This window comes from Paenibacillus wulumuqiensis (genome assembly GCF_000971965.1).
In the GTDB taxonomy this organism is placed as follows: domain Bacteria; phylum Bacillota; class Bacilli; order Paenibacillales; family Paenibacillaceae; genus Saccharibacillus; species Saccharibacillus wulumuqiensis.
Genome location: NZ_LAQP01000022.1, coordinates 41,725 through 55,988 on the forward strand (window position 1 = coordinate 41,725; position 14,264 = coordinate 55,988).

The 14,264-nt window shown below is 45.9% G+C and carries 14 protein-coding genes and 1 riboswitch; of the genes, 2 read left to right on the forward strand and 12 right to left on the reverse strand.

Translation table 11 applies throughout. The annotated features are described in order from the left end of the window. Positions 1-59 precede the first annotated feature (59 nt). From WH45_RS21970 to WH45_RS21985, 3 genes are all read right to left on the reverse strand, one after another. Entirely contained in the window at positions 60-1,160 is a 1,101-nt protein-coding gene (locus tag WH45_RS21970) for a 3D domain-containing protein (RefSeq protein WP_046216572.1), read from the reverse strand. 311 nt (positions 1,161-1,471) lie between these two features. After that, a riboswitch (cyclic di-AMP (ydaO/yuaA leader) is annotated at positions 1,472-1,704 on the reverse strand. 195 nt (positions 1,705-1,899) lie between these two features. Beyond that, the gene (locus WH45_RS21980; protein ID WP_046216574.1) at positions 1,900-2,667 is read right to left on the reverse strand and encodes a TatD family hydrolase; all 768 of its coding nucleotides are present in this window, start codon (positions 2,665-2,667) and stop codon (positions 1,900-1,902) included. Positions 2,668-2,717: 50 nt separating this feature from the next. Further along, a complete protein-coding gene (locus tag WH45_RS21985; RefSeq protein WP_046216575.1) occupies positions 2,718-4,040 on the reverse strand; it encodes an HD domain-containing protein in 1,323 nt (440 codons plus the stop codon). Between the two features lie 334 nt (positions 4,041-4,374). On the opposite strand from WH45_RS21985, the gene WH45_RS21990 reads away from it, so the two are divergent. Further along, positions 4,375-4,629 carry an AbrB/MazE/SpoVT family DNA-binding domain-containing protein gene (locus WH45_RS21990; protein WP_017815545.1) on the forward strand — a complete coding sequence of 85 codons (255 nt, stop codon included), beginning with the start codon at positions 4,375-4,377 and terminating at the stop codon, positions 4,627-4,629. A gap of 261 nt (positions 4,630-4,890) precedes the next feature. On the opposite strand, the gene rsmI is transcribed toward WH45_RS21990, so the two are convergent. From rsmI to WH45_RS22035, 9 genes are all read right to left on the reverse strand, one after another. After that, the gene (rsmI, locus tag WH45_RS21995; RefSeq protein ID WP_046216576.1) at positions 4,891-5,793 is read right to left on the reverse strand and encodes a 16S rRNA (cytidine(1402)-2'-O)-methyltransferase; all 903 of its coding nucleotides are present in this window, start codon (positions 5,791-5,793) and stop codon (positions 4,891-4,893) included. Beyond that, the gene (locus WH45_RS22000; RefSeq protein WP_046216577.1) at positions 5,790-6,542 is read right to left on the reverse strand and encodes a tRNA1(Val) (adenine(37)-N6)-methyltransferase; all 753 of its coding nucleotides are present in this window, start codon (positions 6,540-6,542) and stop codon (positions 5,790-5,792) included. The genes rsmI and WH45_RS22000 overlap by 4 nt, the downstream gene beginning before the upstream one ends. A 66-nt stretch (positions 6,543-6,608) precedes the next feature. Next, the gene (gene yabA, locus WH45_RS22005) at positions 6,609-6,986 is read right to left on the reverse strand and encodes a DNA replication initiation control protein YabA (protein ID WP_046216578.1); all 378 of its coding nucleotides are present in this window, start codon (positions 6,984-6,986) and stop codon (positions 6,609-6,611) included. A gap of 31 nt (positions 6,987-7,017) precedes the next feature. Beyond that, the gene (locus WH45_RS22010) at positions 7,018-7,818 is read right to left on the reverse strand and encodes a PSP1 domain-containing protein (protein WP_017815549.1); all 801 of its coding nucleotides are present in this window, start codon (positions 7,816-7,818) and stop codon (positions 7,018-7,020) included. Positions 7,819-7,994: 176 nt separating this feature from the next. Then, a complete protein-coding gene (gene holB / locus WH45_RS22015; RefSeq protein ID WP_046216579.1) occupies positions 7,995-8,969 on the reverse strand; it encodes a DNA polymerase III subunit delta' in 975 nt (324 codons plus the stop codon). 111 nt (positions 8,970-9,080) lie between these two features. Then, entirely contained in the window at positions 9,081-9,524 is a 444-nt protein-coding gene (locus tag WH45_RS22020; RefSeq protein WP_046216580.1) for a YaaR family protein, read from the reverse strand. 388 nt (positions 9,525-9,912) lie between these two features. Then, positions 9,913-10,242: a cyclic-di-AMP receptor gene (locus WH45_RS22025; RefSeq protein ID WP_017815552.1), complete on the reverse strand. Its 330-nt coding sequence runs from the start codon at positions 10,240-10,242 to the stop codon at positions 9,913-9,915. 112 nt (positions 10,243-10,354) lie between these two features. Beyond that, positions 10,355-11,026, reverse strand: a complete 672-nt coding sequence (gene tmk / locus WH45_RS22030) for a dTMP kinase (RefSeq protein WP_046216581.1) — start codon at positions 11,024-11,026, stop codon at positions 10,355-10,357. Positions 11,027-11,224: 198 nt separating this feature from the next. Beyond that, complete coding sequence (locus tag WH45_RS22035; RefSeq protein WP_052723917.1) at positions 11,225-13,114, reverse strand: aminotransferase class I/II-fold pyridoxal phosphate-dependent enzyme; 1,890 nt, start codon at positions 13,112-13,114, stop codon at positions 11,225-11,227. 225 nt (positions 13,115-13,339) lie between these two features. On the opposite strand from WH45_RS22035, the gene WH45_RS22040 reads away from it, so the two are divergent. Continuing rightward, positions 13,340-13,837, forward strand: coding sequence for a hypothetical protein (locus WH45_RS22040; protein WP_156075166.1), 498 nt, complete (start codon positions 13,340-13,342; stop codon positions 13,835-13,837). Positions 13,838-14,264 lie beyond the last annotated feature (427 nt).

The following is a 14,264-nucleotide window of genomic DNA, read 5'->3' on the forward strand; positions in this document are numbered from 1 at the left end:
CCATAACTATATCATACAACAGCCCTGCCGAGGCAGGCAACAGCAATCCTATCGCCAAACTAAGGTTTTACCGGGCCAATAACATACACGGTATAGCCTGTCTTGCGACCGAATGATCTGGCCTGACTCAGGCTGTCTATATACACATCAATTTTGTTGCCGTTGATGGCACTGCCGGTATCTTCCGCACGGCGGTAACCGATACCTTCAATGTATACCCACCATCCCATCGGAATGACACTGGTATCGACGGCGATTGTACGTCCTTCTGTCACTCTTGTACCGGAAGCGGTAGTTGTACCCAGACCCGGCTCTGCTGAAGAATAAGCAGTAAGTGTCACATTGTTGAGGACTTTGGCATAAGAGAAGCTTTTATCCGATTTGGAACTGTTAGACGTGCTTGCTGCAAGCAGCTTGGGCTGTTCTTTCTTGGTGCCCACCATCACGATCTTGTCCTGAACTTCAGTGGTCATTTTCTTGTCGATCATGCGTTTGGAGACGAAGTCTCCATCTTCGTAGACCTTTTCGATATACTGCACGACTTTACCCGTTTGTCCGGGTTGTACCAGCTTGGTCTTGCCTTCCAGCATACTGCTGCTGGTTTTCTTGACTACATCGTACGGGAGCTTGACTGTCTGCTTCGTTACGAATGAAGTCGTTCTAACGACTTTGATATCCATGTCCTGCTTGACTGAAGCTTCTACCGGCGGCGTCAATTTGTCCTGTTCCTTCAAATCGATTCCGGCCTGCTCCAGTGTATTGCCTACTGTCTTAGCTGTCGTGTATACCTTTTTGGTACCTCCGTCAGCTGTGATGTTCACTGCTACCGCATGGTTGATATAGACTTTATCCCCATCCTGGATGGCGCCATTCAGTGGCATGGATACTTTATCCTGTGGTGCCAGTTGAATCTGGTGTTCCGTCAGCATGTCGGAAAGCATCAGTTTGCGAGTTTCCATTTGCTGTGCTTTACCGTCGATGATGACATAAATATTTTTGCCTGCCTGATTGTACAGTACAGAGAGCAGCATAACGATGACCGCAATGACCGCCAGTGCAGTTAACGAGGCAAAGCGTAGATTTTTCTGCTTCCAACTCAGCGCGTAAGACATGCTGGATGAGCGTGAACCATGGGTTTCTTCGAAAGGAGCAATTCCCACTTCTTCCGTCCTCCTTCATAGTCTCGCCGTCTAGCTGTGACGTAAATAAAATGTGACGCGACTATATAAGAATTTTCGCAGGCCGTTTGTGTTGCTGTAAGATCATCAAACATTCGACAATCTTTCATGATGTAATAGGTACCTGCGCCATGGTCAGTCCTAGCGGCTTCCTGATTCTGAACAGTGATATTCAGAATAATACACTCTTGCTTTCCCTTTTAGCCAAAACAAAAGAAGCCTATGGAAAAGCGCAAGAGCAACTCTTCCTGGCTTCCGACGATTACAACATTCGGGAAACACTAGAAAATGCGAGGTTGCCTCTGCATCGCTTACGAGGTTAGCTGTCGGGTTCGGACACTTTTTACTGCTTGTACTGCATGCCCTTTGAAGAGTCCTCCGCTCATGGCGCAAGTATCCCCAATTCACCCCAAAGACCCTGTATCAGGAATCAGACAAGTTGTCTTCCGTTACTGCTGGTTTGAATGCTGAAGACAGCTGTTGGTTCCCCCGTTCTCCTATGTAGGAAACTCAGCGAGACCGAATCATGGAATCTCGTTTATCAATAACAAGATTAAATCACTGATGAAATGATATCCCGAACACAACCTCACTGTAAAGCGATAGGCAACTCCGTTTTTCTTAAAAAGTAGTTAAAATCTTGTAACATTTTAGCGTTTATTCATTAAAATTCATTCATATATCCGTATAGCTCGGTTTTTCGGTGGTTTTTCTCGCTATTTCACCGTATGCCAAATAATGTAAGGGCGTTTTTGGTCGTAATTTCACTAATTTCTTCCAGTGACACCCCTTTTAGCTCGGCAGCTGCCTCGGCTACCAGACGCACATGACCTGACTCGTTTCTTTTTCCACGATAAGGATGAGGTGTCAAATATGGGGAGTCTGTTTCGAGCAATAAACGGTCCATCGGTACCTGTTGAAGTACCTCTTTTGGCTGCTTGGCATTCTTGAATGTAATCGGTCCGCCAAACGACAAATGGAAGCCCATATCCAGACACATTTTGGCGGTCTCCCAGCTGCCCGAGAACGAGTGCATAATGCCGCCGACTTCGGACGCTTTTTCTTCCCGTAAAATGCGCACAATGTCTTCATGCGCTTCCCGGTTATGGATCACGATTGGCATGTTGATCGATCGTGCCAGACCGATTTGCTCACGCAGTACACGGTGCTGCACTTCTTTTGGTGATTTGTCCCAGTGATAATCCAGACCGATTTCGCCGATAGCCACTACTTTCTCGTGTTTGCATAAAGATTCAATCCATTCCAGATCCCCCGGCTGCATCGTGATCGCTTCAACCGGATGCCAGCCTACTGCCGCATAGATGAAATCATACGCTTCAACAAGCTCCATCGTTGTAGGAATCGTCTCGCGATCAAAGCCTACATTTACCATCCGCGTCACACCGTTGGCATAGGCCCGTTCGATGACTTCTTTGCGATCTCCATCAAAATCTTTGGAATCCAGATGTGTGTGTGTATCAAATAACATATACTTAACTCTCCTTTACTTCACCTTGCTCTATTTTTGGTCCATAGGACTTAAATTTCGAATTCCATCTGCGCCGGGCCCAGCTTGTCTTCAAAAATATCCGCGACCTGCTTGGACAACTGGCTTTTTACCCTTTCCAGCTTTTCCTGTGGAAAGTACAGATGGTATCTGCCGCGGTGGATACCGCTGATCGAACGTACCACGTCCGACACTTCCGAGATTTCCTGCACTTTATTTTGACGATTCAGCAGCAGGATTTGTTTCTCTTTTTTCGGATCGCCCGGACGGAATACATCATAAGGCAGATCTGTCGGAAAATCGATTTCCAGATCATAGTGCGGATGCAGGCCGGCTCTCTCAAATTCGGAACGAATCTCATCGATCATATCCAGGTCGATTAATTCTGTTTCTACATATTTATAAAGTCTCCGCTCCATAAAGCGTGAGCACACATCGGCCAGAATCTCGTCCTCCTCCAGCGTCCACTGCATAAAGACCGTCTGTACAAGTGCTTCGTCCAATAGAAGATACTCATTTACAGTCAGTGTTCCTTCAAATAAGGAAGGCAGCGGATGCGGCAGGAACCGGAACGAATATCCCTGATCATGCAGCTCTTTGGCCCGCTGGAAAATATGGCGCAGTACAATATCCGAGCTCCGGGTAACCGGATGGAAGTAGACCTGCCAGTACATCTGGTATCTGGACATAAGATAATCCTCGATCGCATGCATTCCGGATTCCTTGACCACTATCCGTCCATCATGCGGACGCAGCACACGAATAATACGGTCCATATCAATAGTGCCGTAATTGACGCCGGTAAAATAAGCATCCCGCAGCAGATAATCCATCCGGTCCGCATCCAGCGGGCTGGAGACCAGATTAACAACAATCGCTTTTTCATAATCTTTGCGGATCACGGCAGCGACCTTGTCTGCGAATCCTGGTTCCACTTCCTCCAAAATGCGATTGATCTCCGTGTCGCCAAGCAGAATCCGGCAGGTCCATTCTTCGTGATTCATATCGAATGCTTCTTCAATGGAATGAGAGAATGGTCCATGGCCCAGATCATGCAGCAGTGCGGCACACAGTGCCACCATTCGTTCTTCACTCGGCCAATCTTCATATCCTCCGCGTTCGAACTGTGAAATAATCCGTCGTGTAATCTCATATACCCCGAGAGAGTGAGAGAACCGGCTATGCTCGGCACCATGAAAAGTTAGATAGGAAGTGCCCAGCTGACGGATTCTCCGCAATCGCTGAAATTCGGGCGTATTGATCAAGGTCCAGATCAGACGGTCCTGTACATGAATATAGTTATGCACCGGATCTTTAAATACTTTTTCTTCTTCCAAAGGTTGTATAGGTTTCAATGTATAGCCCTCCTTTACCGAAACTTGATTCCAGTATTTTCTATGCGTTAAAATGGAATCATGTCTTTATTGTCGAACAGTGTCGTTATATACAATAAATCATTTTCCAAATCGACAAGTACTTTTAATATAAATAATATCTCTCAAAACCTACGTTATATAAAAAAAAATTGCATTTTTGCTCTAAAAAAGGCTTTTTTATATAATTTTTAGGTTGACTGATTTGGGAAACGTTGGTATTATGAATATCATAAAAGATAGAAATTTGTCGAACACTGACACTTAATAAAACAAAATTAAACCAATAAAACCAAACTTGAGAGGATTGATCAGTATGATGAAATCAACTGGTATTGTAAGAAAAGTAGACGAATTGGGACGCGTTGTTATTCCTATCGAATTGCGCCGTACACTGGGTATTGGCGAGAAAGACGCTCTGGAAATCTACGTGGATGGCGAGCGCATCATGCTCAAAAAATACGAGCCAGCTTGTATCTTCTGTGGCAATGCTGAAAATGTAACTTACTTCAAAGGTAAAATTGTTTGTAACGAATGCATTTCAGAAATTCCTGTTCCTGTGACAAAATAAATAAAATAGGTTATAATAGACCCATAAACTTATTAATTCTAACCTTTTCATATCTCCTTGGGCCTTTACCTGGCATTTATTGTCTGGGTAGAGGCATTTTTTTATACGCTCCTATGAATATCCTGAATTACATTATACTTTCTTTTTATGTCTACTTCCAACTTACATAGGAAAAAGGGACCTTGACGTCGCGCCAATATCCCTTTTCACCGCTTTTCTTCTATTATAATATTTTACCCATTCTGTTATAACGATTGCAGTTTACAGCAAAGCCTGATAGACATCTCTTTTGGAGAGACCGCGGTCTTTGGCTGTCTTTTTCATCGCGTCTTTACGAGGAAGCTGCTCCTGCTGTTCATAATGTTCAACATGCTGCTCAATCGACATCTGCTGCCACCACTCGTTAGCTTCTGCCTGCGCCTCGCTGGCCGACTGCCCTTCCAGCACAATACAGTATTCTCCCAGCGGCGGATGTTCTTCCAGCCAGGCCAGCGCTTCCTGGATCGTCCCACGCACCCATTCTTCGTGACGCTTGGTTAGCTCCCGCGCCAGTACGATATGACGGTTGCCCAGATGCTCCAGCATGGCATTCAGCGTTTTGATCACCCGGTGCGGTGACTCATAAAATAAAAGTGTTCCTTCCGCGGCACGCGCTCCCTGCAGAACCTCTTCCTGCCCCCGTGCATCACGCGGCAGAAATCCGATAAAGGTAAACCGGTCCGTAGACAGCCCGGAAGCGATCAGTGCAGACAGGGCTGCATTGGCCCCTGGAATAGGAACGACACGTACGCCCTGTTCCAGAGCCAGCTGTACCAGCTCCTGACCCGGATCAGAGATGGCAGGCAGACCGGCATCGCTGACAAGTGCCAGATTCTGTCCTTCACAGATCAGGCGAATCAATTCCGGTCCGCTCGCCTTTTTGTTATGTTCATGATAGCTGACCAGCTTGCGCGGCGTAATCTCGAAATGGCTCAACAGTTTGCGGGTTTGACGGGTATCCTCTGCAGCCAGAATATCGCATTCCTGCAGGGTGCGTACCGCCCGGTACGTCATATCTTCCAGATTACCAATCGGTGTCGCCACCAGATATAGAACACCGGCTTCCCCGGCAGGATGGTTCTCCGTATGCTGAGCAGCAAAGCTTTTCTGAATCTGTATGCTCATAATGACTCCTTTTGCCCATAATAAATATCCATAATTTCGGGTACATATTCGTTATTCTCATTATATACGACCAGCGGCGGCAAAATACGCAGTTCCGGCTTGCCGGCGCGCAGTCCTTCCACCAGCACCATATTGGCTTCCATATTGACGCGAGGGTGTACATAACGAACCCGTTTGGGCTCGACCCCATACGTACGCATTAGAGACAGAATATCGACGAGTCGGTGTGGACGATGAACCATTGCCATTTTCCCGCCTGTACGCAGCAGCTGGGACGCTGTACGAATGACATCTTCCAGCGTACAGCCAATCTCGTGGCGCGCCATCGCCTGATGAATGTTCAGCTTAATATCGCTGCCTGTGAGCTGGGCATAGGGAGGATTCACTGTCACAGCGTCATAGCTGCCATGCTCTCCTGCCAGGGGCATTTCCTTCAGATCCTGCTCCCGGATCGTGATCCGCTCCTCCAGCCCGTTCAAGGCTATGCTGCGCCGTGCCATACTGGCTAGACGTTCCTGGATCTCGACGCCCTCAATAGCTGCCCGGGTCCGTGTGCTCAGCAGCAGCGGTACGACTCCATTGCCTGTACATAGATCCATGATCCGTCCCTGCGGCGGTACACTGGCAAAGCGGGCGAGCAGTACAGCATCCATGGAGAAGCTGAACACTTCGCGGCTCTGGATAATTTTGAGATTATTGGTTAACAGATCATCGATCCGTTCTCCCGGTTCGGTAAATTCCTGGTTCATGGTTATTCCTTTCCATATTCCGGCTACATAAAAACCGCGGATGCACTCCGCGGCTTATAGGATACATTATTCGGATTTGTTCAAAAACGATAGGCAGAACAGACAGTCGCCTTCTGTACGCAGATGTCCATAATAGACATTACAGATGTGGAATCCTTCATGGTACAGGCGTGCCAGATTATCGTACCCTTCTCCGACCACTTCCGGATAGGGATGACTGTGCGTGTCTTTGAGAATCTCGGCGATTTGGGGTTCTGCCACTTTTACTTCAACAGGCACTTCTTTTTTGAGTACACGGCGCAGCTGCTCATTTTCAATCGTAAGACGCTGGTTTTCCTCCAGTAACTCTTTAACGGCGAGCTTTAATCTTCCCATATCTCCGTGCATATGGTTCATTTGTGTCTCCAGTTCATGAATATGCTCAAAAAGATTTTTCTTTTCCAAGTTTCCACCTCAAAAGCAGCCTTTGACCGGTTTACTTCACAACCACCTCATCAAACGGCAGTTCCTTGACCTTGCTGATATCGAAGATCTGGACATGCACAGTTCTGGAATTCGCATTGATGCCCACAACTTTGCCATCTCCCAACGAGGTGACGACAAATTTTCCCACAGCAGGAAGTTCTTCTTTGATACTTTCATAATTGTCATGTTCAAACTTCAGACAACACATCAGACGGCCGCACAATCCTGAGATTTTGGTCGGGTTCAGAGACAGGCTCTGATCCTTGGCCATTTTAATCGATACGGGTTCAAAATCCCCCAGCCAGGAAGAACAACACAAGATTCGTCCACATGGACCAATCCCGCCCAGCATCTTCGCTTCATCCCGAACCCCGATTTGCCGAAGCTCGATCCGTGTACGGAAAATGCTGGCCAGATCCTTGACCAGTTCCCGGAAATCCACTCTGCCTTCCGCAGTAAAGTAAAAAATGATCTTATTGCGGTCGAATGTATATTCAACGTCGACCAGCTTCATTTTGAGCTGGTGTTCTTTGATTTTCTTCAGACAAGTTGCAAATGCATTCTTCGCCGCAACCCGGTTTTCTTCAACAATCTGTGCATCTTCATTACCGGCAATCCGGATGACCTTCTTCAAAGGAAGAACCACATCATCCTCATTCACCTGCTTGCGCCCGATGACAACCTTACCGTACTCGATCCCTCTTGCTGTCTCGACAATAACATGCTGCTCGCTATCCACTGCAAATTCGAGCGGATCAAAGTAATATATTTTACCCGCCTTTTTGAAGCGGACGCCTACTACGTTATACAAAAGATAAGCCTCCTCATTTGCCAATACCGTTCCTACTAATTGCTGCAAAAACGATAAGAAGATCCCTTCTAGTTCTCACGGACATGGCGTGTTTTGAAAAAGTCGCTGCTCTTCCAGTAATGTGTTCCGCACGATGTATACACTGCCCGTCCAGTTACAGAAGTTTCCTCTATACCTTAGCCACTTACCCCTATGAGAAATTGCTCCATACACAGCTGCCCATTCACATGGGAGCGGAGCATTTTCTTACATTCGGCAGCAAGCGCCATACAGGATATCCAATGCTGCATGCTGCGGGTGTGAGCCACCTTGGAGAGAGACTCTAACTGATCTATAAAAACGATACTTTCATTTCTGCCGATCTGGATATGGATCATATCTTTGAACCATAGGTGGAAAAGATCAAATACTTGCTCCAGATGATCTCCCAGTCCGCCCTTGAACAACTTTTGCTGCGCGGTTATGAGGCTGATGCTTCCTCTACCGGCGGATTCCTTCCCTAATTGTAACACTACGTTTCTAATTTCTGCAAACCAATTCTCACTTAGAAGTTCGCGGCATTCATCCGGGTCGGAAGCGATCTGTACTGCACACCGTACCAGCGGCATCGGAAAGTTCTCATCCGCCAGAATTTGCGTCATTTGCTGCGGATCCAGCGCAGTAAACATGACCGGCTGCGTACGTGAACGAATCGTGGGCAGAATGGCCTGCACATTTTCGGTCAACAAAATAGCGACGGCCGGTGCAGGCGGCTCCTCCAGAAACTTGAGCAGACTGTTGGAAGCCTGTACCGTCATTTTATCGGCATCTTGGATAATATATATTTTACGGTTACCCGCTTCGGAACGATAGGAAAAAATCCGCTGCAATTCGCGAATTTGTTCAATTTTGATCGAGCTGCCATCCGGCACCACCAGATGAAAATCGGGATGATTACCATGCTCCATCTTACGGCATTCAATGCATTCTCCGCAGGCTTCTTCGCCCTGATGTATACATACCAGCGCCTGTGCAAAGCTGCGTGCCATTTTCAGCTGGCCGCTGCCACCCGGTCCGTTAAATAGATAGGCATGTGAGATTTTCTGGTTACGCAGTCCGTTCTGCAGAACCCGCTTTGCCATTTCCTGTCCAATAATTTCCTGAAAAGACATACTTCCTCCTTACCGTGCCCTGCAGTCATGCACACTGTTTGTTCATACCACAGATGCCGCATAACTGCAGGCTCCCTCTCCTGCCTGGATAGTAGTGACTATGTGATGGGGTCAGTACAGGAAATTAACCAGCAGCCCGCGGATTTCGCCCATCCGCTGCAGCAGTTCAATTCTTCCCTGCTCACTGTTCAGCAGATCTTCCGCCATGCTGATCAGCGCCGCATCGACTTCATCAAGCAGTTTATATTTTTTGCTGCGTCCACGACGATCAAAGCTGTGCGTTTCTTTTAAGCCTATGCCTCGGCGAACGGTATCTTCCAGAAAGCGTTTGACCAGCATTTGATAGGATTTCAGTTCACGCAGTGTCATCGATTTGGCCAGACGTTCACCCTGCATCTGGATTTCTCTGAATTGACGCTGTACTTCATCATGTGTAGCCTGTGTACCATGATTTTGCAGTACGTCTGAGAAATTCTTTTGCTGTACCACTTTATTGGGTGTATCCGATATAACGGGGTTACTCTTCATCATCGGGTAACCGGGATTAATTTTCATAAATATCTTCCTTTCCATTGCACCTGTAATAGGAATACACTGGTTTTTAACCATCCTTTTATCGTAATTAGCGTATGCTAAATCATTTCCTGTCTGATCGGCCTGCCAAATACTGATATATATATATCAGTATCGTTTAAAAGCAGCCATTAAAGAATAGCAAATCGTAAAAAAAAGAAATTTATGTTCCATTTATAATAAGCCATCATGCCGCAGCATGAAATGGCGTCCAATCTGCCCATTTAAGTCTGTATAAAAGAAGATGGACCGGTTCCAGTAACTGTCCCCGATCCTTACCTTTTATTTATTATACTATTTATTGGATGCTATGTTGCATAAGAATTACGTAAATTTACACTTTTACTGAATCCTATGAAAGAAAGATCGATTAGAAGTGCTCAAACCGCTCAACCGGCAGTACAAATACGGTAGCGCCACCCACTTGGACTTCTACCGGCAATGGCAGATACGAATCGGTCGTACCGCTCATCGGCGTAACAGGAGTAACCAGTTGCTCACGAATCTTACAGCTGTTGCGGATAACGTCCATTACCGCTTCAATCTGACTGTCATCTACCCCGATCAGAAATGTTGTATTTCCCGCTCGCAGGAATCCCCCGGTACTGGCCAGTTTGGTTGCACGGAAGTTCGCCTTTACCAGCTCTCCGGACAAACGGTTACTGTCTTTATCTTGTACGATCGCTATAATCAGTTTCATTATCATGGCCTCCTCGATCAGAATCTAGCATCATTTTCTTTGATTACTCATTTGACACAACCAACTTAAAATCCTTTTCCCACCCTGGTTCCAATATTGTAACCACTTTCTTCTATTCTAACTCACTTGCTTGTCTGGATTTGAAGGTAAGCAGCCGGTCGATCACCTGCCGAATTTCTTCAAACACTTCTTCTTCGCTCTGCTCCCCGTTGACCATAATGAACTGGTCTGCATACTGCCGGGACAACTCCATGTATCCCTGATATACACGATGGTGGAAATCAATCGCTTCCAGATCGAGCCGGTTAATCTCACGATCACTGGTTTTGGCCATAATTCGCTCCAGACCCACTTCCGGACGAACATTGATATAAATGTTCACATCGGCCCAGTATTCGCGGTCATCCACCTGAATGGCCAGACGGTTGATATCCAGTACCGCTTGTCCAAGCTCTCGTCCATAGCCCTGATAGGCAAGCGACGACATAACGTACCGGTCACAGATGACCAGCTGGCCCGACTGTACGGCCGGTATTACTTTCTGGATCAGATGCTCCCTGCGGGCACTGGCGTAGAGCAGACACTCTGTCAGACCGCTCATATGATTGTCCACATTCAGAATCACATTCCGAATCTGTTCCGATACCGAGATGCCGCCCGGTTCCCGCGTCGATAAAAAGGATATCCCTTTCCCGGCAAGATACTGCTTGATCCGCTCTAACTGACTGGTTTTGCCGCTTCCATCCATACCTTCAATTGCAATAAACAATCCATTTTGCTTCATTTTATTCCTGCTTTCCCTATCCAACGGTCCAGACGACAGGCTGGCCTCATCTTTTGATATTACTGCAGCAGCCTGTGTGTTTCTGCTGCTTTCAGATTTCCTTATATTCTTATTATATCATACGAACCTTTATGCCATTTTATAGTATTACAGTCCGCTTGAACCCGTCTGCCGTATATTTCGGCAGTTTCTTGTGTTTTACTCCGTATCCTGTACAGATTGCCGATAGACACGAATACTTTGCAGAGAAGAGTCTGCTGCTCCTTGCACTTTCATATGATGGTCACGCACAAGCAGAAGCTGCTCCTGGACCTGTCTGCCAATTTGTTCACCTGGATACAATACCGGTATGCCTGGCGGATAAGGAATGATCATTTCAGCACTTTTTCTCCCTATAGCTTGCTCCAGAGCTACCGTCTCAATCTGCTCCTCCGATACAGGCATCATTGTAAATTCTACCGGTTCAGATACCATAGGCATGATGGAATTCCGTGAATCCGGATCAGATGGACCTGTATTACGCTGTTTAGCAGCTGTGACTGAGCCCGGTAATGCTTTTCCTGCAATCGTATCATGAACAGAGATTTCATTCAGCCATTGTAAACCGGTTACGTCTTTTGAATATTTTAATCCTTCTAGCTCTTCTAGCTCTTCTAGCTCTTCTAGCTCTTCTAGCTCTTCTAGCTCTTCTAGCTCTTCTAGCTCTTCTAGCTCTTCTAGCTCTTCTAGCTCTTCTAGCTCTTCTAGCTCTTCTAGCTCAATTATGTCACTTTCTTCTGTATTTACACTATGTTCTATTTTAATCTGCTCCAGCGCATGCAGAGCCTGCAGAGCATCTTCCATACGTGATCCCAGACTGAACACCAGTACTACATAACGTTCATCGCTCATTTCAGGAAAGCATCCCTGCTGTTCCAGCAGTTTTTGCAGCTGTGTGCCAGATAAATGATGGAGACGATCATAGATAACTACTTTAAAAGGATCCTGTGTCCAGTAGAACAGGTCTCCATCGTCTCTATCCATATCTCTATTTCTAGCTGCTGTTTCCCTGTTTTTAGAAAGCACTCTAGAAACAGCCGAGCTTACCCTCAATACACTAAAACGGCTGCTTCCATCTAATCCATCTACAAAGTGATCCCTTGCTTGTAATCCCTTTTCAAACAGTTCTGCTCCGTATGTATCGAGCAAGTAGCGACTCAAATCAAGAGAAGCCATGATTGGATAGGAAGGACTGGAACTCTGAAGCATCGTCAGCCGCTGCTTCAGCAAGGAACGGTTAATCAGAGACCCCTGTACATGCAGCATAGCCCCCATAGTCATTGCTGCCAGCATCTTATGAGTAGACTGTACAACGCCGTCAGCACCTGCTCTCAGCGCGCTGGCTGGAAAGCATGGATGATGACCATAATGCGCTCCATGTGCTTCATCAACCAGCAGAGGGATATGATGAGTATGACACTCCGCTGCAATAGCCGTCAGATTGCTACCTATCCCGTAGTAATTGGGCGACGTCAGCATAACAGCTTTGGCTTCAGGATAAGTATGTAGAGCCTCCCTTACACTCTGCAGATTGGGAACTACCGCCAGCTCACTGCCAGGCTCCATATCAGGTGTCAGAAAGACAGCTTTGGCTCCAGCCATCATTAATCCGTGAATAATTGACTTGTGTACATTGCGCTGTACTATAACGATATCTCCTGGACGAGTACATACTGTTAACAGCAAAGCCAGATTGCCTGTCGTACTGCCGCCGACCAGCCAGTGGGTTTCTTCTGCCCCAAAGCATTCTGCAGCCAGCTGCTGTCCCTCCAGAATCACTTCCTCCGGATGATGTAGATCATCCGTTCCTTCGATCTCTGTAACATCCATTCTTAGCATAGGTTCCATCAGATCCTGTCCAAAATTCTCTGATAAATCCACTGATTGATAGACAGCTCCATTTTTATGCCCCGGCACATGAAAACTCCGTTGACTCGAACCAACATACTTCACAAGCTTCTCATACAAAGGTGCTCTACCAGCCCGTCTATTACCAGTCTCCAAAAGTTTATCCTCTATAGCAGATTGTTCATTTTTTTTATGATTCATAATGTCATTCCCATAAATTTATTGTACGCCATAGCGTATTCTTATTATAATCATAACAATAGGCATTGTCCTGTCCTACTAACGACTACAGCAGTGATGTGAAATGTAAGCCGCAGCTCTCACATTCCCAGGACGCTTCCTTTATTCCCTATCAGAATTGAGCCTAAAGTGCTGTATTGAAAAATTTACTAAAAACCGATATACATATGGAATACTATTTAAACCATGCAGAAAGGTGGATTGCGCCCTTATGGCAGCAGAGCCTCAGCAAAACGCAACATTTTATCAATACAAACTCATCAAAAAATGGACAATTTCCAAGCTATGGTTCTGGAGCTATCTGTCTCTGCCTATTATCGCATTGATTATAGAGCTGTATTATTATTCCTGGGAGAGCATTGGCTTTTGGCTGTTATCTTTCCCACTGGTATTATGGATCCAATTTGTAATATCCCGATCCGTCCTTATAATGACAGTGAATCATTTGCGCAAAAGATGGCGTTTCCAATTCCAGTATCCATGGATTGGTTATCTGCCCGATCAATACATGGGCTATTCTATATTCCGACGTGTATTACTACATACCACATGGATTGGACTTTGTGTTACGGCCGTCTTGTTTATGTGGTTGCCTGTTTCCTTCTCGGCCTCTCTCGTTGTATGGCACCTCTGGCTATGTATTCCACGCCTTATGATTTTAGTGAGGTTAACACGACAACGTAAAGACGGTATGCTTAAATTGAGTAAAGAAGATGTATCTTACTATATCAGCTGATCAATGAGAAACCTCCTATTTGCCTCAATAAGTATTTACCTCAATAAATTATTGTCTTTATGTAATGCTCAGAGAAAGAACCAGAATGGACGATAATCTCTAAAAGTTATTGCCCATAAAAATTGTCACTTCAAAATACTACGTAAGAATGGTAAAAGCCACCCGCTATGTCTTCTGTAAATTCAGAGATAATAAGCTGGTGGCTTTTTTATTATACTTTTTTTATAATCTTAAAAATTCCAAAAATTAATGTAAAGGAAAGCAAAGCACTCATTTCTAATACCTATTAAAAGCAAACAAAAAGACGCTATCCAGTTGGATAACGTCTTTCTTTTTCGTCGCTTGGCAACGTCCTACTCTCCCAGGACCCTGCGG